The following is a 26,255-nucleotide window of genomic DNA, read 5'->3' as shown; positions in this document are numbered from 1 at the left end:
TTACGGGAACCTTCTTGAATTCTATCGATTTCAGAAGTCTTCCGCCATCGCAAATGTTTTATCAGTAAGTTAAGGAGCTAAAAAAAGGTTGGGAACCGCCGAGAAATCCTGGTAACAAAATAAATCGGCTATTCTTATAGAGATTGCCTAATGTGAGGTGATTTTATTGGAGATCATCACAAATAAGAAAATGAGAGCAACGATTAAGTATTTGCGTGCTTTTTTCTTCTTAGGTCTCATTTTATTAATCGTAATGATGCTTTTTATAACCGGAATTATCGTATATGCCAAGTCGAAAGGCGCCCCACCTTTAGCCGTGCCACAATCGACTTTATTATATGCCGCCGATCAGTCATTAATCGGTGAAACACATTATGGGGAGAGACGATATTGGGTTACTCTTGATGAAATGAACCCTAATGTTATTTATGCAACCTTGTCCATTGAGGATCGAGGATTTTACCGACATCACGGTTTTGCCTATAAGCGAATTGTGGCTGCCATCATTGCCGATATAAAAGCGAGAGCTAAAGTCCAAGGAGCTAGTACAATCACTCAGCAATATGCTAGAAATCTATTTTTGAGTCATGATAAAACTTGGAATCGAAAAATTACAGAAGCATTATATACCATTCGGTTAGAGCTTAATTATAGTAAAGATGAGATATTAGAAGGCTACCTGAATACCATTTATTATGGTCATGGTGCCTACGGAATTGAAGCTGCAGCAAACTATTATTTCGGGAAGCATGCAAAGGACTTAACCATTGGGGAGGCTGCTTTGTTAGCTGGTATACCAAAAGGACCAAGTCTTTATTCGCCTAAAATAAACAAAGATGCGGCAAAAAACCGCCAAAAAATTATCCTTTCTGCTATGTATGAAAATGGATATATTGCAGAAGAAGAGATTGAAACTATTTTTGCTGAAAAACTAGATTATAGTTTTGGAACAGAAATGCAACGACCAAAAATCGCCCCATATTTTCAAGATGAAGTGAAAAAAGCATTAGTTAGAACGCTCAAGCTTGATCAGGAAACGATTAACACAAGTGGGCTGAGAGTCTATACAACCCTTAATCCCGAGCTTCAGCAAATTGCCGAAGAAACCATTAAAGAAACAATTCATAAAGATTCAGAGATACAGGTTGGTTTTGTTGCCATGGATCAACAATCCGGTGAAGTTAAGGCACTTGTTGGTGGTAAGGATTATGACAAGAGTCCATTTAATCGAGTCACCCAAGCCGAGAGACAGCCTGGTTCAACATTTAAGCCATTCCTATATTACGCAGCACTAGAAAAAGGATTTACTCCTTCGACAACGATGCGGAGTGAGGTTACTTCTTTTACATTTGATGATGGCCGTGCAAGATATACGCCACATAATTTTAATAACTATTATGCCAATGATCAAATCACCTTAGCTCAAGCGATCGCACTTTCAGATAATGTTTATGCTGTAAAAACACACATCTTTCTAGGTGAGGATACTTTAGTCGATACCTCCAGAAAATTAGGGATTACGAGTAAACTTGCAGCAGTTCCTTCACTTGCATTAGGAACTTCCAACGTTAAGCCTATTGATATGGCCAGAGCTTACAGTACGATCGCAAATGGAGGATTTAAGCAAGAACCTATTTTTATTACAAAGGTAGTCAACCATAAGGGTGAGGTCATCTATGAAAATACCCCTACAAAAGAGCAAGTGCTTAACCCGAATCATGCCTATGTATTAACACACCTACTGACTGGAATCTTTGATGAAAAGCTTAATGATTATACAAAGGTGACTGGGTCTACCATTGCCGATAAATTAACGAGACATTATGCAGGGAAAACGGGAACAACGAAAACCGATAGCTGGATGATTGGTTATTCTCCACAGTTGTTGGCAACGGTTTGGACCGGATATGATAGAGATCATACGATTGATTTGACAGCTGAAAAGACGTATGCGAAGGAAATATGGTCTGAGTTTATGGAAGAAGCCCATCATGACATGGCTGTGCTTCCGTTTCGTTCACCTGAGGGAGTAGTCGGTGTTCGTGTAAACCCAGATAATGGACTTTTAGCAACAAAAGAATGTCCAGTTACTCGCTTAACCTATTTTGTTGCAGGTACAGAACCAACGGAATACTGTCAAGAACATCATGTTGAGATCATTGAAGAACCGGAAAAGCAACCGAATGAAGAAAAAGAAAAGAAGAGTTGGTTTAAACGTATTTTTGATTGGGATTGGTAGAGAGTTGAAGTAAATTAAATCACTTTTTCACTATAATAATATAGAAAACCCCGGGATGTGTAAGCCCGGGGTTTCCTTGTCCTAGTATCAATGCGTTAACATTGTAAATTAAGTGTACTTATTTTATTAAAAAAGCTCAAGCAGAACATTTTCCGTTCACAAAATCGTCACATTTATGAACTTACCTTTAAAGAATTCTTTAACTCATCAGAAGAGCGCTCCCACATACCTGCATCATGCTTTTGTAGAAATGCTGATAATAGTATTTTTGATTTTTCATCCATAAAATCAACCATCATTTTTCTCTTAAGAGATTTATCCATCTTGTTTACATGATCGGGTAATGATTTATACCCACGTCGAATTTCACGATCAACTGTCATTTCACAAGCTGTTACACCCGCATAATAAGGACCCTTCTCCTGGCGGTCAATGGTTACCCATACTAGCCAAAATGGCTTACCATTCGGAACATCCTCTTTGTTTGGAAGAAACTTAATTCCCTTTTCAACGACACTTCTTGCATGCATGGCACCAATATCAACAAACACATCTTCTTCATTGATATCGATAAAAACAGGCGATACATTATCTAAGCTAAGCGCTCCAATTCCATATCCTCCATGCCCATCTGTTGGATCATTTTTAATAATGTTAAAGCCTATATTTTTTTTCTTACCTTCCATATATGAACCCTCCTACAATGAAATTTCTTAAAAACCAAAAATTGGACTAAATAGTGTGATTAATATATTTTCTACGATAGACATTCCATTTTGTAAAAATGGTGTGATCGTATAAGCATCAAGTGGTGTGATGACTAAAAATAAGAATAAAATAATCCCATAGCTTTCATATTGTGTCATTTTTGCCCGAATCGTAGCTGGAGCTAAATCCTCTATAATTCGATATCCATCAAGTGGTGGAAACGGCAACAAGTTAAATACAAATAGCATGATATTCAATCGAATAAGGACGTTAACAAACTGCTCTACACCTAATTGAACATCAGGTGGCATTGCAGATAGAACGCCAATGGATGCAAGTATGTAAAAAAGAAAAATAGTTACAGCCGCGACAATTAAGTTGCTCACTGGACCTGCGACAGATACAAAGATTCCAGCTAGTCGAGGATTTTTAAAATAAAACCGATTTACAGGAACTGGTCTGGCCCACCCAAAGCCTGCAATAAAAATCAGTAACGTTCCAATCGGGTCTAAATGGGCAATTGGTGATAATGTTAGTCTGCCCTGATTTTTTGCTGTTGGATCACCAAATTTATAAGCAACCCATGCGTGAGCAAATTCATGCACTGTAAATGCAATTAAAAGTGAGATAACAACAAACGGGATTAATTCTAAAGGAAATGCTAAAAATTGTTCAAGAGTTTCCACACAGTTTCTCCTTTTCATTTCTAGATTACCATTAGTATACAATATAGCTGTAGATAAGATAAAATAATGACTATACTATTTAGTTAAAAAAGGAGAAAATGCTCATGCCATACGTAACTGTAAAAATGCTAGAAGGACGTACTGAAGACCAAAAGAAGGCTCTCGCAGAAAAAGTAACTGCAGCTGTTTCAGAAACAACTGGTGCTCCAAAGGAAAATATCGTTGTGTTCATCGAAGAAATGACTAAAAACAACTATGCCGTTGGTGGAAAAAGACTAAGTGACCAATAAGGTGTGGCGGATTTGTAGAGAAATTCTTTACAAGTTTGTTTGGTATAAGAAAGGCTGTCGTTTTATGTTCGACAGCCTTTTTTAATATTATTGAATTAAATTATCGTTTAAATGGCGATTGTCAGCTAAATCTGCTTTACCATCTAAAATATGGGTCATGCCACGAACAAGTGAATCATCCTCAAGAACACTCCATAAGTGATAACCTAAATCCTCGCGATCCGTTAGCACTTCTTCCAATACTTGGACTGTTCCAAAATCCTTTAATTCATGTGCACGATCAATTGTTTTGCGCAGCATCCCTTGAATCTTAATTTCATGCTCTAGGTCATTACGAATGAAATCTCTCATTGTGTAACGACCTTCAACCTCATGTTTGATATATGATATCTCATGCTGTGTAACAGGGTGTGCAGTTGGAACCACCCCCAGTCTTGCCACTCTCTCACCAATCTCATCAATATGTTTCATCGTTTTTTCTCTATGCTCATCTAGAAGGTGGTGTAAGCTTAAGAAACTTTCTGCTCCTTCTGTTAACCAGTGGTGTTTATTATATTGATGTAGCGCTACAGTTAAAGCGCACATATGCTCATCAAGTTGCAGACCCATCTCTAATCTTGTTTCATAAGGAAGACTGATACCACTTCCTTGCTTTTTGGCAGTACGTGGCTCTTGGCGAAGGATCATTTCATTTTGGTGCGATGTTGTGTGACCAGGCATTTTTGGGTCAAATCCAGATTTTGATAGCTTAAATTCATCTGGTGCAAATCCATGATTATCGTGTTGTTGCATTTTAACATCTCCCTATTATTATGTTGTATGTAACAACTTTAGGATTTCCAGTTGAACTCGTTTAAAATCTGTAAAAAAAAGGTAGCTATTTTAATAGCTACCTTAAAGTACTATGGCTTTATTGCATTTATGTCTAACCTGAAAACGCCTAGGTTAGTGAGTTGCATTCGCTGCGATCCACTCGCTTTCCGCGGGGCCGTTCGTGAGCCTCCTCGTCGCTTGCTGCTCCTGCGGGGTCTCACGCTGACGGCATATCCCGCAGGAGTCGAGCGGCTCTTCGCTCATTCCACACAAAGTGAGCAACCATTTTCATGCGCCATGGTGCAAATACACATTCGCAAAAAGGTCCGGCCAACAATTGCTTGATTTTAGTTTGTTACTACTTGCTTTTGGATTGAAGCAATGTAATTATATGCCTCATCAACTTCTTCTTCTGTATAACGTTGTTTGCTTTTTAGGGTGAAAATCTTTTCCTTTACTTCTTCCTTAGGTAAATTATCAAAGTAAAGAACAGTTGATACTAATTCAAGAAATCTGGCATTTTGTTCATTTAAATTTTGCATGGTTTCATTTAAAGGGGGCATGTCCAATTCGTAGTGGCTTAGAAACTGTTCCCCTTTTTCAGTTAATGTATATTTATATTGACTGTATCCACCTTTTTTTTCCTTAATTTCATTTAAGAAGCCCAAGTTACATAGTTCTTCTACTTTTAACGTAAGTTCTTCTGAATAAGGACCATAGAAGTGAAAATTATATTTTTCAAAGAATGGAAAATCAATCTTCTTTGCGATATAGATCATTTTTTGCAATTTTTTTCGACCGATAATTTCCCCCGCAGCCGAAAAAGCTTTCATGATTTTAGCGTGTCCGGTTAACAATCCCCGTCATCTCCTCATCTATTATCTTATTTTATGAGCTTTACTGTATATCTAAAAGCTCTTTAATTTTCTTTTTTACCGTAGATTTAGATGAAAGACTCCTAACTAAGTCCTCCGGAAAATAAAGCTTATGGTCTGTCCGTCTTTTACCGGAAATTGCATCTACAATTTCAGATTGACGTGAAAGTTCTCGAATTTCTCCACTTGGCATAAGGAGATGAATCGGTAACCTTTCTTCTTCCTCTCCTGGACGATAAAAATCGTATGGTAAATCTGAGGATGAGTCCACAACCAAATAGTAGTCAGGATTAATCCCTGCTTTTTTAAATAAATTCGTAAGCTCCATTAATTCCATCATTTGTTCACTCGGATTAAATTCTACATACTTAAACAACTTGCGATCAATGAACCTTGTGCATAAGTCCTTTAAAATTTCATCCTCTTCTTCCTGCCAAGCTTGAAAATAGAAGAGAATAACAGCCTCATCAAGTTTTACATAATCCTTAATGGAAACTTCATTTTTAAAAATTGAATAAAAATGGGTTGGCTTCGTTTTAAAGTCATAATTCTGTTCAAAGAGTTTTTTCGCACGATGCAAAATCTTTGTCAGTATAACCTCTGAGCTCCTAGTGACCGGATGAAAATATACTTGCCAATACATTTGATAACGACTCATTATATAATCTTCAATTGCATGCATGCCACTGCTTTTTACTACCACTTGATCTTCTTGTGGTCTCATTACACGTAAAATTCGCTCCATATCAAAATGGCCATAACTTACCCCAGTATAATAAGCATCGCGTTGTAAATAATCCATTCGATCGGCATCAATTTGACTTGATATCATACTAACCACGAGCTTATTTTCATAAGTTTTAGCGATCACTTCTGCGACTTTCTTAGGGAAGTCTTTTGCCACTTTTTTTAGGACACTATTAACCTCTGTATCACCCAAAATAATTCCCTGTGTAAAATCTTCATGGTCAAGATGAAAGACTTTTTCAAACGAATGGGAAAAAGGACCATGTCCTAGATCATGAAGGAGAGCTGCACAGAGACATAAAAGACGTTCACTCTTTTCCCAATATGGACGATCCACAAAAATATCATCGGTCATTCTTCTTACGATCTCATAAACACCTAAGGAATGGTTAAAACGACTGTGTTCTGCTCCATGAAAGGTAACATAGGTGGTACCAAGTTGCCTAATACGACGAAGTCTTTGAAACTCAGTTGTGGCAATTAGGTCCCAGATTACCTTGTCCCTGACATGGACATAACGGTGTACAGGGTCTTTAAAAACCTTTTCTTCACTTAGTTTTTCATTCGCATATGTCATGTATTTTAACCTCTTCCATCGTTACATGTATCTACTATTATAAGGCCTTATGTTAGACAAAAAAACCCATTTTTGGTCAAAAATCGATTTTGTTTTTTTAGTTAAAATAACTAGGCTTAGTGAGTCATTCGCTGCGATCCACTTGCTTTCCGCGGGGCGGTTCGTGAGCCTCCTCGTCGCTTTACGGCTCCTGCGGGGTCTCACGCTGACCGCATATCCCGCAGGAGTCAAGTGGCTCTTCGCTCATTCCACACATGGTGAGCAAACATTTTCAGTTTCCATGCTGCGAATCAAATTAGCATGGAAGTCTAACCTTAAAATTATTGGGGTTAGCAAGTTGCATTCGTATGATATTAACATTCTAAATGAAAAAATCACCTTTGTTGTGATTCTCGAAAGGTGATTCTTGTTACTTGCTTAGCTTTTTTTCAATTTTTTCGATTAGTTCATCCTCGGTAAGGGCGGAAACTGGGCGGTTGTTTACGAACGCAAACGATTTTTTTCGGCCTGGTCCACAGTAGGATTGGCATGCAATATCTATTGATGCCTGTTCATCTATTTTTTTCAAACGAGGAACTAGTGTCTTAATGTTTGTCGCTTGACAGTCATCACATATTCTAAACTCATTTGCCATCTTGAATCCTTCTTTCTATCATCGATTCCTATTTTGTATAGGAAATTGCTCCATTATTATAGGCTACCTTAAAAAGCGAATGATTTTAAGTGGTGTTAACACTGAACCAAGTGTTATCGCGTCATTCTTCTGAAATTATTAACAAATGACATTTCCCACTTTAAAACTCATTTTAAAACCAACATTTTTTAAGAGAAGAGCCTTTTTATACTAAAGGATATTTTACATATTATTATCTTTTAATGCAACTGAACAAAGCCAATTACAATATAATCCCACCTAAAAGTGACTGGGCAAGACACTAAATATAACCAAATCTACTATCCTTTTAGAGTTTTAATGTATAAAATCCTGAACACTTGTCAATTATAGAAATATCAAAATCACCGCAATTATATGTTTAACAAAAAATGCAAAACTATCAACCACTTAAATGGTTGAAAAATATTACTATACTTGAAGTAGGAGTTGAAAAAAATGATAAAAGAAAGACAAGATGCTTGGACTGAAGAAAACGATTTATTATTAGCAGAAACTGTTTTAAGACATGTTAGAGAAGGTAGTACACAATTAAATGCGTTCGATGAGGTAGGAGATGAATTAAATAGAACTTCTGCAGCTTGCGGATTTCGTTGGAATGCAGTTGTGAGACATAACTATGAAAAAGCCCTTCAACTTGCGAAAAAACAAAGAAAACAAAGACAGCGTGCTTTAGGTCAACATCAGCCTGTTAAAAAGAAATTACTATATACACCACCTGTTCCATCACTAGATAGTTTTGAGGAACATATTGAGGTTACTGATTATGAAAAGCCTGTAATAAATGAAAATCCAACTGCGTTTAGTGCTTCTATTACTAAAGCTCAATTAACAATCGATCAAGTTATCTCTTTTCTAAGCACTATGCAAAATAGAACAAGTGGAGTTTCCGCTTTACAAAAAGAGAATGAGAGATTAAAAAGAGAAAATAAAGAAATTGCAGAGGCCAATAAAGCACTTGAACAAAAAGTAGAGCAACTAGAAAAGAAATCACTTAATATTCAAGAAGACTATGAAACACTAATGAAAATCATGAACCGTGCAAGAAAGCTTGTACTATTTGAAGAAGAAGAGCGTCCATCTACAAAATTTAAGATGGATCGTAACGGAAACCTAGAAAAGGTTGCTGAATAAATAATTATCTATTTAAATAGTAACCCGCTTATCAAACTGATAGGCGGGTTTATTTTTGCTATAAGCGCTATTTTCATGCTGTGGCAATATTATATCACCAAAAATATCCAGAACAAAACCTTCTATATAAAAGCCTTGTGATTCCGCTCAACCATGCGCTGGTAATTTTCCTGAAAAAGGTTACTTTCATTTGCTGTTATTTGGGATGTGAAAATTTGGTTACTTTTACTTTTTAATATCTGCAGTAACCTTAGCATCATTTGTTGAACAGAAAGCTCCTTTTGAAGTAATTCCGATAAAGATGCCATTGTTTCTGGTACAATTTTCGGAAAGTCAAAACGCGTTTCTTCATTTTTAAGAGAAATCTCATAGAACTGGCGAACTAAGTCCGCTCTTTCTGCCCCACTATTTGTTAGACAAAGATAAATTTGCACAGCAATTCCGCCTCTTAATCTTCGCTGTGAAATTCCCGCAAACTTTTTCCCGGCAATACTAAGATCATAGCTCCCAGGACAATAAGACCCTACAATTTCCCTTGCATCAATTGAGACTTCTTCACCGACTAATAGTGCATTTATTAACTCCAACATGGCATCATAGCCACGATTAATATCAATATGCTTTTGTGCATCAGGTAAGATAAGAGAGATATTAAGAACACCCTCGTCCAAAACAACAGCAAGGCCACCTGAATTTCTTACTATCACGCGATAGCCATGTTTTTCTAAAAATTCTTTACCTTCTTTTAAAAACGGCAGCTTTGTATCCTGGATGCCGAGAACAATCGTATTATGATGGACCCAAGCTCTTGTAGTCGAGGGGCTGCTTCCTTTTCCAACTGAAAAACAAAGTGTATCGTCATAGGCAAATGATTGCATCGCATCAAATGATGGACCAAGACTTGTATGATCAATAATTCGCCATTCCGGCTGTGTTAATAGACTTTTCACTATGAATTACTCCTATCGCATCACTTTACTAGCTAAACGTTCTCATTATAGCATGAAAAACGGTGGAATGGGATTGCCGAGGTACATCTTCCATTTCGGTATGGAGATCTCGGATATTTTTGGGTGGCTGTCTGCATGAAGGCCTTGCGCCGGATTTCTTCGACGGGGATCTCTCCGTGAAGGCCTCCCGCCCGATTTCCCCTCAAACCCGCCGCATTTCCTTTCTTTTCGGCCCGATTTCCCCCTTGACTCGCCGGATTTCTTCGACGGGGATCTCTCCGTGAAGGCCTCCCGCCCGATTTCCCCTCAAACCCGCCGGATTTCCTTTCTTTTCGGCCCGATTTCCCCCTTGACTCGCCGGATTTCTTCGACGGGGATCTCTCCGTGAAGGCCTCTCGCCTGATTTTCCCTCAAACCCGCCGGATTTCCTTTCTTTTCGGCCCGATTTTCCCCTTGACTCGCCGGATTTCTTCGACGGGGATCTCTTCGTGAAGGCCTCCCGCCCGATTTCCCCTCAAACCCGCCGGATTTTCTTCGGTCCGAACCTCTCCGTGAGTACCTCCCGCCCGATTTTCCCTCAAACTCGTCGGATTTCCGCGTAGACTCTCTTTAACGGAGCGTTCCCCCGCATCCTGGCTTCTTGAGTGGAACTCTCTCCAACTCGTAAGTCTAACCAATACTTATGATCTCCTGCCCATATCCAATATTCTCGTCATCATTTTCCAAATAATAAAAAAAAGATAGCCAATTAGACTATCCTTTTCAACATTCAAACTATTATAGTGCTTGAGCAGCAGTAATTAATGCTAGCTTATACACATCTTCTTCATTACACCCACGCGAAAGGTCATTGACTGGTGCATTAAGGCCTTGTAGAATTGGCCCAACTGCTTCAAAGTTACCTAAGCGTTGTGCAATTTTATAGCCAATATTACCCGCCTCTAGGCTAGGGAAGATGAATACATTAGCATCACCTTTTAGGATTGCTCCTGGTGCCTTCTTTTCTGCTACCGACGGAACGAATGCAGCATCAAATTGGAACTCACCATCTAGAACTAAGCTTGGATCTAGTTCTTGAGCAATTTTTGTTGCTTGAACCACTTTTTCCGTCTCAGGAGATTTTGCTGAGCCTTTCGTTGAGAAGCTTAGCATCGCAACTCTTGGTTCGATTTCAAACATAGAAGCTGTTCTTGCACTTTCGATAGCAATTTCAGCAAGGTCTTGACTATCCGGAGAAATATTAATAGCACAATCTGCGAACACATATTTTTCATCTTCACGAACCATAATGAATACACCAGACGTCTTCTTTACTCCAGCTTTTGTTTTAATGATTTGTAAAGCTGGACGTACAGTGTCAGCTGTTGAGTGAGCTGCACCACTTACAAGACCGTGCGCTTTGTTAGTATATACAAGCATTGTTCCAAAGTAGTTTTCGTCAAGCAGTATTTTATGCGCATCCTCTTCAGTTGCTTTCCCTTTTCTTCTTTCGACAAAAGAAGTAACTAGTTGGTCCATCTCAGGATAGTTGTTAGGGTCGAACACTTCTACGCCTTCTAGTGAAACGCCAAGAGCAGTTGCTTTTTGATTCACTTCATCCTTATTTCCTACCACGATTGGTGTTAGAATGTTTTCTTTTGCTAATCTGCTAACAGCAGCTAAAATACGCTCATCTAGACCTTCAGGAAAGACAATTTTTAGTTGTTTCCCAGACACTTTATCTTTCAAAACATCAAATAAACTCACAGAAAATCCTCCTAGCAATTATATGTACCATCCTATAGGTTAAACCTTTTTTTATAAAATGCAACAAAAGTGTTTTAACAATTTTGTGAATGTCAACTTTATTTTCCCTTATATTTCAGTTCCTACTCCTATATTCTTGAATGTATTTTTTTTCGTAAAATCTACTACTTTTAGATGTCGCCTAAATACATAATAAACTAAGTAGAGTGACAACTTTTTTTACCTTTTTAAAAAAAATGACGGAAAATATAATTTAATTTAGTTTATATGACGTAAAAGAGCCCAACAATGTTTATAAAACTGTCAGAGTTTTAAGGGTTTAATCCATTGGCTATCGGCTAAACTATGATATATTATTTATGGATAGATTGTACTAGTTATAAAATAGGAGTGATTTAAATGAGTGAAGCTGCACAAACGTTAGATGGTTGGTATTGTCTACATGATTTCCGTACAATTGATTGGACATTATGGAAAAGCATTTCAAACGATGAGCGCCAAACGGCTATTGCTGAATATGTTGAGTTATTAAAAAAATGGGAAATTGCCCAAGATGAGAAACAAGGGAGTCAGGCTCTTTATTCAATCATTGGTCAAAAAGCTGACTTTATGATGATGCTTTTACGCCCAACAATGGAAGAACTCAATGAAATGGAAATGGAATTTAATAAATCAAAGCTAGCTGAATTTACAATACCAGTTCATTCATACGTCTCTGTTGTAGAACTTAGCAACTACTTACCTGCTGGCGAGAATCCTTACGAAAACCCACAGATTTTGGCACGTTTATATCCAACTTTACCAGAAAGTAAATATGTTTGTTTCTATCCTATGGACAAACGCCGTCTAGGTACCGATAACTGGTATATGCTGCCGATGGAAGAGCGCCGTAACTTAATGAGAAGTCACGGAATGATCGGACGTCAATATGCTGGGAAAGTTAAGCAAATCATTTCAGGTTCAGTAGGATTTGATGATTATGAATGGGGAGTGACATTATTTTCTGATGATGTTCTTCAATTTAAAAAGCTAGTATATGAAATGCGTTTTGATGAAGTAAGTGCTAGATACGGAGAATTTGGTACATTCTTTGTTGGCCATATTTTACCAAAAGAGAATATAAATCATTTCTTACATATTAACTAATTACTTCTCATGATAAAAGAAGTTCTATTAAAGTACACCTTTTTAGTGACAGGTGTACTTTTTATATTGTTCGAATTTCACTTCATTGGTTTTGCAATGAAGTTGTTTGTATTCTCTCTCCAAAATTGATACAGTTATGTATCTCCTTCGAGCGATTTTAAAAATGAAAATAAAACAATTAAAGATGGACTGGCATATATTTCCACTAATCCTCATAAGGTTTATAGTGACTTGTTAGTTAGCAATTTTAAAATTTTTTTGGCTTTTTTGGAACCCATTTTCACCTCATTCATATGCTAATAAAGAGTTATTTGGGTTATTTTTCCACAAAGCACTGTTTCTATTCACATTATAGTCTGGATGCCCTAGTACTTATCGAACTTACTTGTTTGAAGGTAGCTAACATTTTTAGAGAAAAAGGTACGTCTATACTTATCGATTCGAGGAGGTACTCTACATGAGTCAACAACAAAATCAAAATCAAGAAAATGAAGCAAGGCAGCAAAACCCATATGCTGGGTATGGTTATTCTCCAAGCACGGGATATAACCCATATGCTGGTTATACGGATCCTACAGCAACAGCAGGCTATGGTTACCCAGGAAATTACCAGGCACCACCAGCGGTAACTTATCAACAGCAAGCACCAGGACAAACGCCTTATTATCAATTGCCATATCAGCAGCCAACAGCAGCGCCAGCTCTAGGTCAAGAGCCAGGTATGTTACCTTTAGAGCAATCTTATATTGAAAATATTCTACGCTTAAATAAAGGAAAGCTTGCAACTGTTTATATGACATTTGAAAACAATGCACAATGGAATGCAAAAGTATTTAAAGGAATTATTGAAGCAGCAGGTCGTGATCATATCATTCTAAGTGATCCACAAACCGGTATGAGATATTTATTATTAATGGTTTATTTAGATTATGTTACTTTTGAGGAAGAGCTTGACTATGAATATCCGTATGCAGCAGGAGTTCCTGGGCTAAGCACTTATGCACCTAGATAGGCTTAAGACAAAGACCAACTCTAAATGAGTTGGTCCTTTTACGTTAATTTACATTTATAATTCTCTAATTGCTGTTAAAACCACAAGAACCCATGCTATTAAGAATGCGACGCCACCTAGAGGTGTAATAGCACCTAACACCTTGATTCCTGAAGTACTTAACACATATAAACTTCCGGAAAAGAGTATAATCCCTACCATCATTAACCAACCCGAGAGGTTAACCATCCCAGAGTCTGGAAATTTATTTGCTAAAAATGCGATAAATAACAATCCCAGTGCATGGTACATATGGTATGTTACACCTGTTTCCCATACTTTTAAATACTTCTCAGTTAGTTTACCTTCGAGCCCGTGTGCTCCAAAAGCTCCTAATGCCACTGCTAAAAATGCATTAACTGCACCTAGAATTAAAAAGATCTTCATTTCTAAATCAACCCTCCAAACAATTACTTTTTATATGTACATTATAGCATCATACATCAGTTTAAAAGCATTAAAAAAACGAGGGGCTAATTCCCCTCATTTTTATTATCGGTTATGAAGATATACAGAAATTGCATTTTTAATATCTTCCGATTTGTCGCTAGCTTCAATCACATAATGATCACCACTTAAAGATGACTGGAAATTTGTAAATCCTTGCACTTTAAGAAAGTCATCTACATCACCAAGTGTATCATTTTCATTTAAAAGGGTTTTATTTCCCACGTATTCTTGGTTCACATAAATTTCATAACGATCTTCTGTTAACTTTGCATTTCTATTATCTCCGTCCAATTCATCAATAAACGGTAATACAAAGTTGCCACCGTTGTTTCCATTTGTAATTCCACCTGAAGCTGGATTTTGCATGAGTGTAACCTCCTTCTTAGCTATACATCTCTTCATTAGATTTACCAAGTTAGAAAAAGGTTATTGGTGGAATATCTTGGACTTTTCTTTATCTGTAAAGAGCTTTTCTAAAAATCAAACAAGGAATCACCGTTTCCATCTTCAAGTTGGAGCTTTGGTTTGGAAGGGGCTAATGAAGGTGGTCGTGGATCTATATTAGTCGGCTTAATTGAGTGATCACTTGTATGTATCTCTACTTCTTCATCAAGAGCTAGTTCACATAACGACTTAATAATGACAAGACTTTCTCTTACCTTTATATAGTTATCTTCTTGCTTTGCTTTTACTAGTTCAGCAGTCATTTTATCTATTACTTGAGTTAATGAAATGTTCACAATAATTCACCTCAACAATCGTTTTTTCGTTTTCTCCGTAAATTTCAAACAGTTTGCCCCAGATGATTGACGGACAGCCATCGATGGCATACTTTTCGTTTTAAAATTAAAGGCTTTACACCCCTTTGGGAAGTTTTGGTCCCAGGTTGTATAAAAATGTTCACAATGAAAGCAATTAATTCTTTTCTCCATTATTATTCCTCTTTCAGCAAGCTGTTAAAATCATCACAGTTGTCAAATTTATAATGTGATAAAATTTTTTTAAGTACTAAATAAAATTTCTATTTTACTCTATCATATCTATCTGATATTTTCACGAAAATAACCAATACACTATAGTACAGATTTTATTTACACAAAAACTGTTATAGTATTATTACAAAAATTCATTTTAAAAAGTAATTTTAACGATTTGAAACACCCTAACTTCATGACAAAGATTTTTAATCTTTAAACCCTTATATAAAAGGGTTTAAAAAGATAATGCTCAAAATTTCACAAATATTTCACCACTACCCCCTGTTATAAATTGCTATGAGGTAGTATGCTAATAGTAGAAACTGTTATATAAATATTTTAACAACTGTTATATAAACTTAAGGAGGTTTTCTATATGAAACATTGGGAAGGTTTTGTAGAAGGTAAATGGACAAAAGAAGTGAATGTTCGAGATTTTATTTTGACAAATATTAATCCTTATTTAGGAAGTGAAGAGTTTTTAGCAGATGCAACAGAAAACACTAAATTACTTTGGAAACAAGTAATCGAGCTAACGAAACAAGAACGTGATAATGGTGGAGTTCTTGATATGGACACTGAGATTGTATCAACTATCACCTCTCATGGCCCAGGATATCTTAATCAAGAAATCGAAAAGGTAGTTGGAGTTCAAACTGATCAACCCTTCAAACGTTCTCTTCAACCTTATGGCGGAATTAGAATGGCTGAGCAAGCGGCTGAATCTTATGGCTTCAAAGTAAGTGAAGAAGTAAGTAAGATCTTCAGTGATTACCGTAAAACACATAACCAAGGTGTATTTGATGCTTATACTTCTGAAATGAAAGCTGCTAGAAAAGCTGGAATCATTACAGGTTTACCTGATGCTTATGGTCGTGGAAGAATCATCGGTGACTATCGTCGTATAGCTTTATATGGTGTAAACCGTTTAATACAAGACAAAAAGAATGATTTGAATAACGCTGGTCTAAGAACCATGTCTGAAGATGTGATTCGACTACGCGAAGAGCTTTCTGAACAAATTCGTTCATTACAAGAATTAAAACAATTAGCAGTTGCTTACGGATTTGATATCTCAGAGCCAGCAACAAACGCAAAAGAAGCATTCCAATGGTTATACTTTGGCTATTTAGCAGCAATCAAAGAGCAGAATGGTGCAGCAATGAGTTTAGGTCGTACCTCTTCATTCCTTGATATTTATATTGAGCGCGACCTAGAAAACGGAAACTTAACAGAAGAAGAGGCACAAGAATTAGTCGATCATTTTGTTATGAAATTACGTCTTGTGAAATTCGCTCGAACACCGGACTATAATGAGTTATTTAGCGGAGATCCAACTTGGGTGACAGAATCAATCGGTGGGGTTGCATTAGATGGACGTCCATTGGTGACTAAGAACTCATTCCGTTTCTTGCACACATTAGATAATTTAGGCCCAGCACCTGAGCCAAATTTAACTGTACTTTGGTCAACACAATTACCTGAAGAATTCAAGAAATACTGTGCAAAAATGTCTATCAAAACAAGTTCAATTCAATATGAAAATGATGACATTATGCGTGAACAATTTGGCGATGACTATGGGATCGCATGCTGCGTATCTGCTATGAGAATAGGTAAGCAAATGCAGTTCTTTGGGGCTCGTGCAAACCTTGCTAAAGCTTTACTATACGCAATCAATGGCGGGGTTGATGAAAAACAAAAGTTCCAAGTAGGACCAGAATTCGCTCCAATTACTTCAGAAATATTAGATTACAAAGAAGTTATGGCGAAATTCGATACAATGATGGAATGGTTAGCTGAACTATATATCAATACATTAAATGTAATCCACTATATGCATGATAAATATTCTTACGAGCGCATTGAGATGGCATTACATGATACAGATGTCCTTCGTACAATGGCAACTGGTATTGCAGGTTTATCTGTTGTGGCCGACTCATTAAGTGCAATCAAATATGCAACTGTTAAAACAATCCGTGATGAAAATGGGCTTGTGGTTGACTTTGAAATTGATGGCGAGTTCCCTAAGTATGGTAACAATGATGATGCTGTAGACCAAATCGCAGTCGATCTTGTCAACACATTCATGACTAAGCTTAGAAAGCATAAAACATACCGTGATTCTTTACACACAATGTCTATTTTAACAATTACTTCTAACGTTGTTTACGGTAAGAAAACAGGTAATACACCTGATGGTAGACGTGCTGGAGAACCATTTGCACCAGGTGCAAACCCATTACATGGTCGTGATACAAAAGGTGCATTAGCATCATTAAGCTCTGTTGCAAAATTACCATATGATTCTTCTTTAGATGGTATTTCAAACACGTTCTCAATTGTACCAAAAGCTTTAGGTAAGGAAGATGAAACACAGGTTCTAAACTTAGTAGCAATACTAGATGGATACTCTGAAAAGTTTGGTCATCACCTAAATATCAATGTATTTAACCGCGAGACTTTATTAGACGCAATGGAGCACCCAGAGGAATATCCACAATTAACCATTCGTGTATCTGGATATGCAGTAAACTTTATCAAACTAACTCGTGAACAACAAATTGATGTAATTAACCGTACATTCCACGATAATCTATAATCAAAGAAATACTGAAATGACACTAGGTCATTTCAGTATTTCTGCTAGAAGAGTTAAGTGCAATAAATATCACAGTAACAATTTAAAGACTCGCTTATACTATCTATATTAAATCTATTAGGGGAATTTCTTGTGTAGTGCAGTCTCATCCCCAAGAAGGAGGATTTCAGGCGATGAACGGTTATATACATTCAATTGAATCTTGTGGAACGGTGGATGGTCCTGGATTACGCTATATTATTTTCACACAAGGCTGCCTGTTAAGATGTCAGTTCTGTCACAACCCTGACACATGGGAAATTGGTAAAGGCAGAGAGGTAACAGTTAGTGAGATTATAAAGGATCTAAAAACCTATCTACCGTTTATTAAGGCCTCTAAAGGTGGAATCACTGTTAGTGGCGGGGAACCGTTACTTCAACTTGATTTTCTGCTAGCCTTATTTAAAGAATGTAAAAAACTAGGTATTCATACAACCATTGATACTTCTGGGGGATGTTATAGTAACGATCCTTCATTTCAAGAGAAATTAGCAAAGGTTTTACAATATACTGATTTATTATTGCTAGATATCAAACAGATTAACTCAAAAAAGCATATAAAGTTAACCGGTAAACCCAATGAGCATATTTTAGAATTTGCTAAGTATCTCTCAGATCGAAAAATCCCTGTTTGGATCCGTCATGTTTTAGTCCCAGGGATCACAGATAACAAAGAAGATCTACAAAACTTAAGAGCATTTATTGATACATTGGAAAATGTCGAGAAAGTAGAAATTCTACCTTATCATAAGCTCGGGGTTTATAAATGGCAAACTCTTGGCTTGAAGTACCCTCTTGAACATGTTGAGCCACCTACTGAAGATGTCGTTCAGATGGCTACTAGTATTCTGATAGATTGAAAAAAGCTGACTCATCTGAGTCAGCTTTTTATCATTAATTTACAGCTTCTTTTAAAGCTTTTCCTGGCTTGAACGCAGGAACTTTGCTAGCAGCAATTTCAATTTCTTCACCAGTTTGTGGGTTACGTCCTTTACGTGCTGAACGCTCACGAACTTCGAAATTACCAAAGCCGATTAATTGTACTTTATCACCTTTTGCTAATGCATCTTGGATTGCTTCAAATACAGCATCTACTGCTTTTGTTACATCCTTTTTTGATAATTCTGTGCTTTCTGCTACTGCAGTTACTAATTCAGTTTTATTCATTTTTATTTCTCCTCTCGTTAAAGAACACATATCATTTTTACCACGTTTTCCTTACGTTGGCAACATTTAGACTGAAATTTTACTATTAATCTTGTGGTTGTGACAATTACATCACTAGAATAGCCAAAAATCAAGGATTTAAAACACAAATTTTTGTTTTTTTATATAAAAATAGGGATTTTTAATAGTTTGTTAAGATTTTTAGGAATTTAGAGTGATTTCCTGAATTTTTAAACTCTAAGGCATAACATATCAATCTTATCAACTGGCCATAATACAAAAAGGAGGTGCTTTAAATGGCTAGAAGAAAACGGCGTCCACTTGTTCCAGAAGCAAGAGAAGGCCTAGATCAATTAAAAGCTGCGGTTATGAAAGAAAAAGGCTACCACTCAGACTCAACAGATCCTGATGCAGTTAAGTATGAGGTAGCAGAAGATATAGGAGTGCCTTTAGAAACAGGCTATAACGGGACACTTACCTCCAAGCAGGCGGGAAAAGTCGGCGGTCAAATTGGAGGCAGCATGGTAAAAGAATTAGTGAAAATGGCACAGAATAATTTAATCAAAAAATAAAAGCAGTTCAATTGTAGCAAACGGGCCCGTGAAGTTATCGCAACGAACAGAAAATGGACACTACTTTATTTCTAGGAGAGCTATTAAAATATTTAGCGTTTCTGGTGCCTTGAGTAAGGCATCAGAATACTCCTTTCATTCCCTTTCTTTGCTTTTTGGCATGAGGAAGGGAATCAGAATACTTCTTTCGTTCCCTTTCTTGATTTTTGGCATGAGGAAGGGAATCAGAATACTCCTTTCGTTCCCTTTCTTGCTTCTTTGGCATGAGGAAGGGAATCAGAACGCTCCTTTCGTTCCCTTTCTTGCTTCTTTGGCATGAGGAAGGGAATCAGAACACCTCCATAGAACCCACAATCGACGAGACGGCTTACGGTCTCGCCCGCGGAAAGGGCGTAGAGCATAACAAATGGAACTATATAACCTAAATCATTTTCAAACCTCCGGAAGATTACACATAATCTTCCTTATTTTTCATTTAGTACATAAAACTTCACAACTATCCAAACAATAGAAAAAGCAAAAGGAGGGGACATGATGAGAAAACAAGTGACAAGTGTATTCTGGATATCAATTGTCATCGCTATATTGTTTGTTATATGGGGTGTCGCATTCCCAGCATCTTTAGAAAATGCAATGGGTATTGCTCAAGGTTTTTTCCTCGTCAATTTTGGTTGGTTTTATCAGCTGACAGCAACCTTTTTCTTGATCTTTGCACTATTTCTCATTTTTAGTAAATATGGAAAGATTAAATTAGGAAAGGATACTGATAAACCAGAATTCAAAAATGTAACCTGGTTCGCAATGTTATTTAGTGCAGGTATGGGTATCGGACTTTTATTTTTCGGTGTATCTGAACCAGTATCTCACTTTGCAAACCCACCAATTGATGTTGAGCCTGGCTCAAGTCAAGCGGCAAGAGTCGCACTTCGTTATACGTATATGCATTGGGGATTTCATGCATGGGCAATATATGCAACGATAGCACTTGCTCTAGCTTATTATAAATTCAGAAAAGATTTGCCAGGATTAATGAGTGCTACTCTTTATCCTTTACTTGGCGAAAAAACGAAAGGCCCTATTGGTGTTCTCATTGATTGTATCGCAGTTTTTGCGACGATATTCGGAGTTGCCGCATCACTTGGTTTGGGTTCTCAACAAATCAACGGTGGATTAGAGTACCTTTTTGGAATTCCTTATAATTTCACTGTTCAATTGATCATCATCAGTATTGTTACTGCATTATTTTTAATTTCAGCTGGAACTGGAATTAAGCGCGGAATTAAGTATTTAAGTAATGCTAATATGATTTTAGCTGTTGCCTTATTGTTTCTTTTCCTTTTCATGGGACCAACTGTATTTCTATTAGACCTTTTTACAACTACACTTGGAGGTTATATACAAAACTTGCCTAGCATGGGCCTGCGTTTAGCACCTTTTAATGAAGAGCGCGCCGCATGGGTACAGGGTTGGACGATCTTTTATTGGGCTTGGTGGATTGCTTGGGCACCTTTCGTTGGCACATTTATCGCTCGTGTCTCTAGAGGTAGAACAGTAAGAGAGTTTGTTATTGCTGTACTTTTAGTCCCTACACTTGTATGCGCCTTCTGGTTTGCGGTATTTGGTGGAACAGGGATTTATTTGGACTATAACATGGGCACAAATGTTGCAGGACAAAGTGTTGAGACGGCATTATTCTATGTTTATCAGCAGCTACCATTAACAAATGTATTATCAATTATTACTTTACTGTTAATTTCAACATTTTTTATTACTTCAGCAGATTCGGCTACCTTCGTTTTAGGAATGCAAACAACAAATGGTTCTATTGAACCCGCTAATTTCGTCAAATATAGCTGGGGTATCATCTTAGCTCTTTCAGCTGTCGTATTAATGGCTTCAGGTGGTTTAAGCGCGATGCAGACTGCGATTATTGTCAGTGCATTTCCGCTTGCTATCATTCTCATTCTCACAACGTTTTCTATGCTTAAATCCTTTCAAGGGGAAATTGCCGCTGCTAAAAAGAAACGACCTACCTAAAAAAAATCCGGTCAACTGACCGGATTTTTACACTGTTAAAAAGTAGTGATACACTCCTGACTCTTTTTCATACCCTATCGATTCATATAATTTTTGTGCATTGACATTGTCTTCTCCTGTTTCAAGGGCAAGACCTTTCGCTTCTGTCTTCACTGCTAATTCTTTTGCAGCATTCATGAGTGACTTTGCAACTCCATTTCTCCTGGCATTTTCTGCTACAAACAAATCATTTAATATCCAAATTTTACGCATCGATACTGATGAAAATGATGGATATAGCTGTGTAAATCCATAACCTTCTTTCTCATCCTCGCTACAAGCTAAAAATATAACAGAGTCCCCCTGCTTTAGACGTTCTAAAATATAGTTCCGAGCTCCTTCCAGGTCATATTCCTGTTGGTAAAATAGGCGATACTCATTGAATAAAAAACTAGCTATATTAACATGCTTTTCTTGTGCCTTGATAATTTTCATTCATACCTCTCCCCTGATGCAAATTAGATTATGTTGTATCTTTTCTATAAGACTTAAAATATTCCTCTTTTTTGGTAAGGCTGTACATAAATAACTTGCAGAGTACATTCGCTACAATTTGTGATCGATACGAAAGGGTTTTTGCAAAATTTCAAAGCATTTCATTTAGATTTCGGAGTTTATTTTCGAAAATTTGTCGAATACATTCGATATTAGAGTTTTATTTTCGAAATCACTCATTTTATTTTAGAAATATCTTAAATATTGATTTTTCGACAAACTCAGATGGAAACTTGATAGGTTGTTTCAGTATCCATGGAGTTAAAAAGCCCTTTTAGTAAGGTTGTCTGAAAAAAGATCTCCTTTCGCTGTGAATCACCCATGGAAAACCTCGGACGATGCGTGTGCCTCTGAGGCGCTTTTTGCTCTCGCAAGTCATAGACATCAGAGTATGAAAAAAAAGCTGCCCTTAATGCACTATAAAAAAACGCATTCAGCACAACCTTTGTTAGGTAAATGACTGTTACCTTTCAAGTACTCTTAATATTTCTTTTCCGACACCATCATCACTATTTGCTTCTGTTATAAAGTGACTGTGTTTTTTTACGTCTTCTGGAGCATTCCCCATTGCTACAGCCCGTCCTACCTGTGTAAACATTGAGACATCATTAAAGTTGTCCCCGATTGCCATCGTTTCCTGTAGTGTAATTCCCCTTTGTTTTACAAATTCAGTTAAGGCAATCCCTTTTTGGGCATCGATGCTGTTAATTTCTATGTTTTCTTTCCCTGATGAGCTTAGGGCAATTCCATCTATGGATTTCAGTCTTTCCATTAGGTCCTTAAGTACGTTTTGATCAAATGAAAATGATATTAGTTTATACACCGGCTTATTCATTTCCTTCACTATTGGTTGAAAGTCATCCACTAGATGAATAAGTCCATTTTCGAACCTCTTTTTTGCTTCTGCCAACGTTTCTTCATAATTTACTTTTAGATTCGGACTCATGAAGATATCCATGATAATGATTAAGGCTTGTTCATAATCTTTAGAATATGTTCCATCAGCAGTATATAATTCATAATAAGCTTTCGATTCATCTAGCACTTTCATGATTTTTAGTGTTACATCTGGACTGATGGGACTCGCATATACACTCTCACCTGAAATCGATCTCACCTCTGCCCCATTTACACAAATGATTGGACACTTAATACCTACTTCATCTAAAGCGTATTTTGCCTCATGATATGATCTACCTGTCGCAATAACCACTTCGATCCCTTTCGATTGTGCAAATTCGACGGCCTCTTTATTCAATTCACTAACGACATGATGTTCATTCAGTAAAGTTCCATCCATATCTATTGCAATACATTTAATCACAATTACAACACCCTTCTAAGTTGCTTATTCGTTTTTTATTTCTTATTGGAGTTAATTATAAAGAAGTTTTCTTTAAAATAAAACTAAACCGGTCTTAAGTAATGTATAATTTTAACAGTAAAAACAATTTTCCCTGGGTAGGAGTTGGAGTAATGTCGGAAATTTTCAAGAATAAAGTAGCCTCCATAGATGAATTAACTGCTTTAATTGGTGGAACTCCAAGCAAAATTGCTTCAAATAAGGTAATCACAACACTCGATAAACACTGCAAAAACTTTATTAAGATGTCCCCATTCCTACTGATGTCTACATCACACCGAAATGGGACTTGTGATGTCTCACCTAGAGGTGACCAACCTGGCTTTGTTTATATTGTTGATGAAAAGCACATTATTATCCCTGATCGTCCTGGAAATAAACGTATGGACTCCATGCGTAATATTTTAACCAATCCTTATGTCGGCTTACTTTTCCTCATTCCGGGGGTAGAAGAGACCTTAAGGATAAATGGCAAAGCTTATATTATTAAGGATCAAGAATACTTGAGGAAGATGACTGTAAATGGGCATATTCCTACATTAGGGATTGGGGTTGAAATTGAGGAGTGTTTTATCCATTGCGCAAAGGCTTTTAAACGTTCAGATTTATGGAACCCAGCCTCCTGGCCAAACAAAGAAAAGCGTCCATCTGTACATAAAATGATTGCCGATCATGTAAAACTACCCGGATTAACCGAACGAGATGTAATGATTGCTTTAGACGAGAGTTATAAGAAACGATTGTATAATTAATAAAAAAAAACAGACAAAACCCAAATCGGACTTTGTCTGTTTTACGTATTATGGCTTCAAATTCATCCAGCTTTGCAGATAGTGAATACCAAATCCTTGAAAGCTAGAGTATCCACTAAATTCTGTTTCAACTAAGTTTAATTGTGAGTCCATATGGAATTGTCCTTCTTCATAAAAAGAGATAAAATCCCCTTCTGATGATTGAAGTGTTTCAACGGCAATTTCTATCTTTTTCCCTTGCTTATTTGCATCATTCATTTCATTTCTAACTAAATCAATAATTCCATTAGCTCCTGTTGCCTGATCGCGATAAACCATGACTGTTGTGGTATCAACTTTTGATATGACCCAGCTAGAAAGTGTTCCTTTGCCAAAGGTATTATTGTACATTCTTTCATCAAACCAAAATGGCATATCAACACCAAAGGTTAAACCCAGCGAGCTTGAAGCTGCTGCTGCTTTTGAGATTAAGTTCTGATAAGCTAGTACGGTCTTTTTATAGTTACTATTCCAACCAGTGTACAAATATGGCTCAATGTCTAGATGCACACCTGAAAAGCGTTCGATTGGCAAAGCGTCTTCTTGGTATTCAGTTACCCATTGGAAGAACTGATCTTGATAGATCGCTCCCTTAGGGGCTACCCAATTTGGTGCGCCATCTAATGCATATACTTTAATGCCTTTTTCAGCTGCACTTTTGATAAAATCTTTATAATGCTGTATCGCCACATTTTTATTGACTTGTAAATAGATTATATTAACTCCGTTCGCACTAGCAAAATGAAGTAGTTCGGCTGATTTTGTAGCAATCTCAGCTGTATGCCATAACCATGTCGATTTTGAAGCAGTGGTTTGCGCATGAACTTTTGAAACAGCTTGTGGATTTAAAAAATTGGTCAATACAAGAGACATTAACAAACAAATGGTCATTACCTTCTTCAATTTCAGCTCTCCTTTTGAAGCCATGCTCTGGTCAAAGGAGCCTGGCAGCTTGGCAACCATAGATTTTTAAAGAAAAAATCGTTAGGCCCATAACTTTGCGTCCTTGCCTTTCAACAAGTTTGCCTTTTTCAAGTATTTTTATACCTTTAGTATAAAGGGTGCTAGTCCTTATTGTGCGTGTCAAAAGAACTATTTTCCACAAAAAAAGTGCCTGAATTCAGACACTTTTTTAACTAACAAGTTACGGCTAGTTTAGATAACATATCTTCTGTCATTTTCGGAAGATCAAATGTTGCTTTAAAGCCCCATTCTCGCTTAGCTGCACTCGGGTCAATCGATTCTGGCCAACTTTCAGCAATCGCTTGACGTACAGGGTCTACTTTGTAGGCGATCTTAAATTCAGGAATATGCTGTTTTATTTCGCTCGCAATCTGTTCAGGTTCAAAGCTCATGGCTGTCACATTATATGCATTCCGATTAATAAGTTTAGTAGGATCTGCCTCCATTAAATCCACAATCGCATTTAACGCATCAGGCATATACATCATATCCATATAGGTTCCTTTATCAATATAAGATGTATAAGCTTTATTTTTTATCGCTTCATAGAAGATTTCAACTGAATAATCCGTTGTCCCACCACCTGGAGGTGTCATGTAAGAAATGAGTCCCGGAAATCTTAAGCCTCTTGTATCTACCCCAAATTTATTAAAATAGTAATCACATAATAATTCACCAGAGACTTTGTTTACACCATACATCGTAGTTGGTCGCTGGATCGTATTTTGAGGTGTATTTATTTTGGGTGTAGATGGTCCAAATGCCCCTATCGAGCTTGGAGTGAAAAACTTACAATTTAGTTCTCTTGCCACTTCGAGCGCATTTACAAGCCCACCCATATTAATATTCCATGCTAATAGGGGCTTTGCCTCAGCGGTTGCTGATAACAATGCTGCCAGATGGATAAACGTATCTACGTTATGTTTTTTTGCCACATCATAGATGGCAGCCGGGTCGGTAACATCTACGATTTCAAACGGTCCTAATTGAATGTCATCGCCCATCCGTATATCTGTAGCTACCACATTATTCATGCCATAGATTTTTCTCATTTTTATTACTAGTTCAGAACCGATTTGTCCAAGTGCACCAGTTATTAGTATCTTTTTCATTCTACTCGCC

The 26,255-nt window shown here is 37.0% G+C and carries 27 protein-coding genes and 1 riboswitch; of the genes, 10 read left to right on the top strand and 17 right to left on the bottom strand.

Going from position 1 to position 26,255, the window contains the following annotated elements; translation table 11 throughout:
• Window positions 1-166 precede the first annotated feature (166 nt).
• Window positions 167-2,239 (top strand): transglycosylase domain-containing protein, encoded by a 2,073-nt coding sequence (locus BK579_RS02555; RefSeq protein ID WP_078543381.1) that lies wholly within the window; start codon window positions 167-169, stop codon window positions 2,237-2,239.
• A 173-nt stretch (window positions 2,240-2,412) separates the two neighbouring features.
• On the opposite strand, the gene BK579_RS02550 is transcribed toward BK579_RS02555, so the two are convergent.
• On the bottom strand, window positions 2,413-2,925 hold the full coding sequence (locus tag BK579_RS02550) for a YwhD family protein (RefSeq protein WP_078543380.1): 513 nt from the start codon (window positions 2,923-2,925) through the stop codon (window positions 2,413-2,415).
• A gap of 27 nt (window positions 2,926-2,952) precedes the next feature.
• The gene (locus BK579_RS02545; protein ID WP_078543379.1) at window positions 2,953-3,651 is read right to left on the bottom strand and encodes a site-2 protease family protein; all 699 of its coding nucleotides are present in this window, start codon (window positions 3,649-3,651) and stop codon (window positions 2,953-2,955) included.
• An 86-nt stretch (window positions 3,652-3,737) separates the two neighbouring features.
• Between BK579_RS02545 and BK579_RS02540 the strand changes: the two genes are divergently transcribed.
• Window positions 3,738-3,923, top strand: coding sequence for a 2-hydroxymuconate tautomerase (locus tag BK579_RS02540; RefSeq protein WP_078543378.1), 186 nt, complete (start codon window positions 3,738-3,740; stop codon window positions 3,921-3,923).
• Window positions 3,924-4,010: 87 nt separating this feature from the next.
• Here the strand turns inward: BK579_RS02540 and BK579_RS02535 are convergent, their stop codons facing one another.
• The 4 genes from BK579_RS02535 to BK579_RS02515 all read right to left on the bottom strand — a co-directional run bounded on the left by BK579_RS02535 (window position 4,011) and on the right by BK579_RS02515 (window position 7,569).
• Window positions 4,011-4,715: a Dps family protein gene (locus BK579_RS02535; protein WP_078543377.1), complete on the bottom strand. Its 705-nt coding sequence runs from the start codon at window positions 4,713-4,715 to the stop codon at window positions 4,011-4,013.
• A gap of 368 nt (window positions 4,716-5,083) precedes the next feature.
• A complete protein-coding gene (locus tag BK579_RS02530) occupies window positions 5,084-5,593 on the bottom strand; it encodes a YwgA family protein (RefSeq protein ID WP_078543376.1) in 510 nt (169 codons plus the stop codon).
• A gap of 40 nt (window positions 5,594-5,633) precedes the next feature.
• The gene (locus tag BK579_RS02525; protein WP_078543375.1) at window positions 5,634-6,935 is read right to left on the bottom strand and encodes an HD domain-containing protein; all 1,302 of its coding nucleotides are present in this window, start codon (window positions 6,933-6,935) and stop codon (window positions 5,634-5,636) included.
• 409 nt (window positions 6,936-7,344) lie between these two features.
• On the bottom strand, window positions 7,345-7,569 hold the full coding sequence (locus BK579_RS02515; RefSeq protein WP_078543373.1) for a YuzB family protein: 225 nt from the start codon (window positions 7,567-7,569) through the stop codon (window positions 7,345-7,347).
• A 477-nt stretch (window positions 7,570-8,046) separates the two neighbouring features.
• Between BK579_RS02515 and BK579_RS02510 the strand changes: the two genes are divergently transcribed.
• Entirely contained in the window at window positions 8,047-8,742 is a 696-nt protein-coding gene (locus tag BK579_RS02510; RefSeq protein ID WP_235848319.1) for an RsfA family transcriptional regulator, read from the top strand.
• Window positions 8,743-8,864: 122 nt separating this feature from the next.
• On the opposite strand, the gene BK579_RS02505 is transcribed toward BK579_RS02510, so the two are convergent.
• Window positions 8,865-9,695, bottom strand: a complete 831-nt coding sequence (locus BK579_RS02505; protein ID WP_235848541.1) for an octanoyl-[GcvH]:protein N-octanoyltransferase — start codon at window positions 9,693-9,695, stop codon at window positions 8,865-8,867.
• A 774-nt stretch (window positions 9,696-10,469) separates the two neighbouring features.
• Window positions 10,470-11,438 (bottom strand): phosphate acetyltransferase, encoded by a 969-nt coding sequence (pta, locus tag BK579_RS02495; protein WP_078543371.1) that lies wholly within the window; start codon window positions 11,436-11,438, stop codon window positions 10,470-10,472.
• A gap of 399 nt (window positions 11,439-11,837) precedes the next feature.
• On the opposite strand from pta, the gene hemQ reads away from it, so the two are divergent.
• Window positions 11,838-12,584, top strand: a complete 747-nt coding sequence (gene hemQ, locus BK579_RS02490) for a hydrogen peroxide-dependent heme synthase (protein ID WP_078543370.1) — start codon at window positions 11,838-11,840, stop codon at window positions 12,582-12,584.
• Between the two features lie 457 nt (window positions 12,585-13,041).
• Window positions 13,042-13,596 (top strand): spore coat protein GerQ, encoded by a 555-nt coding sequence (gene gerQ / locus BK579_RS26230; RefSeq protein ID WP_235848318.1) that lies wholly within the window; start codon window positions 13,042-13,044, stop codon window positions 13,594-13,596.
• 54 nt (window positions 13,597-13,650) lie between these two features.
• Here gerQ and BK579_RS02480 read toward each other — a convergent pair whose 3' ends face one another.
• The 3 genes from BK579_RS02480 to BK579_RS02470 all read right to left on the bottom strand — a co-directional run bounded on the left by BK579_RS02480 (window position 13,651) and on the right by BK579_RS02470 (window position 14,825).
• Window positions 13,651-14,022, bottom strand: a complete 372-nt coding sequence (locus BK579_RS02480) for a DUF423 domain-containing protein (RefSeq protein WP_078543369.1) — start codon at window positions 14,020-14,022, stop codon at window positions 13,651-13,653.
• Window positions 14,023-14,127: 105 nt separating this feature from the next.
• Window positions 14,128-14,451 (bottom strand): hypothetical protein, encoded by a 324-nt coding sequence (locus BK579_RS02475; protein ID WP_078543368.1) that lies wholly within the window; start codon window positions 14,449-14,451, stop codon window positions 14,128-14,130.
• 107 nt (window positions 14,452-14,558) lie between these two features.
• Window positions 14,559-14,825, bottom strand: coding sequence for a YwdI family protein (locus tag BK579_RS02470; RefSeq protein ID WP_078543367.1), 267 nt, complete (start codon window positions 14,823-14,825; stop codon window positions 14,559-14,561).
• Window positions 14,826-15,438: 613 nt separating this feature from the next.
• Between BK579_RS02470 and pflB the strand changes: the two genes are divergently transcribed.
• Window positions 15,439-17,667, top strand: a complete 2,229-nt coding sequence (pflB, locus tag BK579_RS02460; protein WP_078543365.1) for a formate C-acetyltransferase — start codon at window positions 15,439-15,441, stop codon at window positions 17,665-17,667.
• Between the two features lie 173 nt (window positions 17,668-17,840).
• A complete protein-coding gene (gene pflA / locus BK579_RS02455) occupies window positions 17,841-18,566 on the top strand; it encodes a pyruvate formate-lyase-activating protein (protein WP_078543364.1) in 726 nt (241 codons plus the stop codon).
• A gap of 34 nt (window positions 18,567-18,600) precedes the next feature.
• Here pflA and BK579_RS02450 read toward each other — a convergent pair whose 3' ends face one another.
• Complete coding sequence (locus BK579_RS02450) at window positions 18,601-18,873, bottom strand: HU family DNA-binding protein (RefSeq protein ID WP_078543363.1); 273 nt, start codon at window positions 18,871-18,873, stop codon at window positions 18,601-18,603.
• 296 nt (window positions 18,874-19,169) lie between these two features.
• Between BK579_RS02450 and BK579_RS02445 the strand changes: the two genes are divergently transcribed.
• Entirely contained in the window at window positions 19,170-19,445 is a 276-nt protein-coding gene (locus BK579_RS02445; RefSeq protein WP_078543362.1) for an alpha/beta-type small acid-soluble spore protein, read from the top strand.
• Window positions 19,446-19,566: 121 nt separating this feature from the next.
• Here the strand turns inward: BK579_RS02445 and BK579_RS25995 are convergent, their stop codons facing one another.
• On the bottom strand, window positions 19,567-19,710 hold the full coding sequence (locus BK579_RS25995; RefSeq protein ID WP_204524659.1) for a hypothetical protein: 144 nt from the start codon (window positions 19,708-19,710) through the stop codon (window positions 19,567-19,569).
• A 269-nt stretch (window positions 19,711-19,979) separates the two neighbouring features.
• On the opposite strand from BK579_RS25995, the gene BK579_RS02440 reads away from it, so the two are divergent.
• Window positions 19,980-21,482, top strand: coding sequence for a glycine betaine uptake BCCT transporter (locus BK579_RS02440; protein WP_078543361.1), 1,503 nt, complete (start codon window positions 19,980-19,982; stop codon window positions 21,480-21,482).
• Between the two features lie 27 nt (window positions 21,483-21,509).
• On the opposite strand, the gene BK579_RS02435 is transcribed toward BK579_RS02440, so the two are convergent.
• Entirely contained in the window at window positions 21,510-21,956 is a 447-nt protein-coding gene (locus BK579_RS02435; RefSeq protein WP_078543360.1) for a GNAT family N-acetyltransferase, read from the bottom strand.
• Window positions 21,957-22,479: 523 nt separating this feature from the next.
• Window positions 22,480-23,340 carry a Cof-type HAD-IIB family hydrolase gene (locus BK579_RS02430; RefSeq protein ID WP_078543359.1) on the bottom strand — a complete coding sequence of 287 codons (861 nt, stop codon included), beginning with the start codon at window positions 23,338-23,340 and terminating at the stop codon, window positions 22,480-22,482.
• 152 nt (window positions 23,341-23,492) lie between these two features.
• Here BK579_RS02430 and BK579_RS02425 point away from each other — a divergent pair, with 152 nt between their 5' ends.
• Window positions 23,493-24,131 carry a pyridoxamine 5'-phosphate oxidase family protein gene (locus tag BK579_RS02425; RefSeq protein WP_078543358.1) on the top strand — a complete coding sequence of 213 codons (639 nt, stop codon included), beginning with the start codon at window positions 23,493-23,495 and terminating at the stop codon, window positions 24,129-24,131.
• 48 nt (window positions 24,132-24,179) lie between these two features.
• On the opposite strand, the gene BK579_RS02420 is transcribed toward BK579_RS02425, so the two are convergent.
• Together BK579_RS02420 and BK579_RS02415 are read right to left on the bottom strand one after the other, a co-directional pair.
• Complete coding sequence (locus BK579_RS02420; RefSeq protein ID WP_078543357.1) at window positions 24,180-25,073, bottom strand: hypothetical protein; 894 nt, start codon at window positions 25,071-25,073, stop codon at window positions 24,180-24,182.
• Between the two features lie 40 nt (window positions 25,074-25,113).
• Window positions 25,114-25,207, bottom strand: a riboswitch (cyclic di-GMP riboswitch).
• Window positions 25,208-25,306: 99 nt separating this feature from the next.
• Window positions 25,307-26,245, bottom strand: a complete 939-nt coding sequence (locus BK579_RS02415; protein ID WP_078543356.1) for an L-threonine 3-dehydrogenase — start codon at window positions 26,243-26,245, stop codon at window positions 25,307-25,309.
• Window positions 26,246-26,255: the final 10 nt, after the last annotated feature.

Origin of the sequence: Litchfieldia alkalitelluris (assembly GCF_002019645.1) — a bacterium.
GTDB lineage: Bacteria > Bacillota > Bacilli > Bacillales > Bacillaceae_L > Litchfieldia > Litchfieldia alkalitelluris.
This window is presented reverse-complemented; position numbering and strand designations above follow the sequence as displayed.

Bases quoted from the DNA above. Each gene is read 5' to 3' on its own strand.
- BK579_RS02550 (WP_078543380.1), bottom strand. From the start codon at position 2,925: ATGGAAGGTAAGAAAAAAAATATAGGCTTTAACATTATTAAAAATGAT.
- BK579_RS02545 (WP_078543379.1), bottom strand. From the start codon at position 3,651: ATGAAAAGGAGAAACTGTGTGGAAACTCTTGAACAATTTTTAGCATTT.
- BK579_RS02540 (WP_078543378.1), top strand. From the start codon at position 3,738: ATGCCATACGTAACTGTAAAAATGCTAGAAGGACGTACTGAAGACCAA.
- BK579_RS02535 (WP_078543377.1), bottom strand. From the start codon at position 4,715: ATGCAACAACACGATAATCATGGATTTGCACCAGATGAATTTAAGCTA.
- BK579_RS02525 (WP_078543375.1), bottom strand. From the start codon at position 6,935: ATGACATATGCGAATGAAAAACTAAGTGAAGAAAAGGTTTTTAAAGAC.
- BK579_RS02515 (WP_078543373.1), bottom strand. From the start codon at position 7,569: ATGGCAAATGAGTTTAGAATATGTGATGACTGTCAAGCGACAAACATT.
- BK579_RS02510 (WP_235848319.1), top strand. From the start codon at position 8,047: ATGATAAAAGAAAGACAAGATGCTTGGACTGAAGAAAACGATTTATTA.
- hemQ (WP_078543370.1), top strand. From the start codon at position 11,838: ATGAGTGAAGCTGCACAAACGTTAGATGGTTGGTATTGTCTACATGAT.
- gerQ (WP_235848318.1), top strand. From the start codon at position 13,042: ATGAGTCAACAACAAAATCAAAATCAAGAAAATGAAGCAAGGCAGCAA.
- BK579_RS02480 (WP_078543369.1), bottom strand. From the start codon at position 14,022: ATGAAGATCTTTTTAATTCTAGGTGCAGTTAATGCATTTTTAGCAGTG.
- BK579_RS02475 (WP_078543368.1), bottom strand. From the start codon at position 14,451: ATGCAAAATCCAGCTTCAGGTGGAATTACAAATGGAAACAACGGTGGC.
- pflB (WP_078543365.1), top strand. From the start codon at position 15,439: ATGAAACATTGGGAAGGTTTTGTAGAAGGTAAATGGACAAAAGAAGTG.
- pflA (WP_078543364.1), top strand. From the start codon at position 17,841: ATGAACGGTTATATACATTCAATTGAATCTTGTGGAACGGTGGATGGT.
- BK579_RS02450 (WP_078543363.1), bottom strand. From the start codon at position 18,873: ATGAATAAAACTGAATTAGTAACTGCAGTAGCAGAAAGCACAGAATTA.
- BK579_RS02445 (WP_078543362.1), top strand. From the start codon at position 19,170: ATGGCTAGAAGAAAACGGCGTCCACTTGTTCCAGAAGCAAGAGAAGGC.
- BK579_RS25995 (WP_204524659.1), bottom strand. From the start codon at position 19,710: ATGCCAAAGAAGCAAGAAAGGGAACGAAAGGAGTATTCTGATTCCCTT.
- BK579_RS02440 (WP_078543361.1), top strand. From the start codon at position 19,980: ATGAGAAAACAAGTGACAAGTGTATTCTGGATATCAATTGTCATCGCT.
- BK579_RS02435 (WP_078543360.1), bottom strand. From the start codon at position 21,956: ATGAAAATTATCAAGGCACAAGAAAAGCATGTTAATATAGCTAGTTTT.
- BK579_RS02425 (WP_078543358.1), top strand. From the start codon at position 23,493: ATGTCGGAAATTTTCAAGAATAAAGTAGCCTCCATAGATGAATTAACT.
- BK579_RS02415 (WP_078543356.1), bottom strand. From the start codon at position 26,245: ATGAAAAAGATACTAATAACTGGTGCACTTGGACAAATCGGTTCTGAA.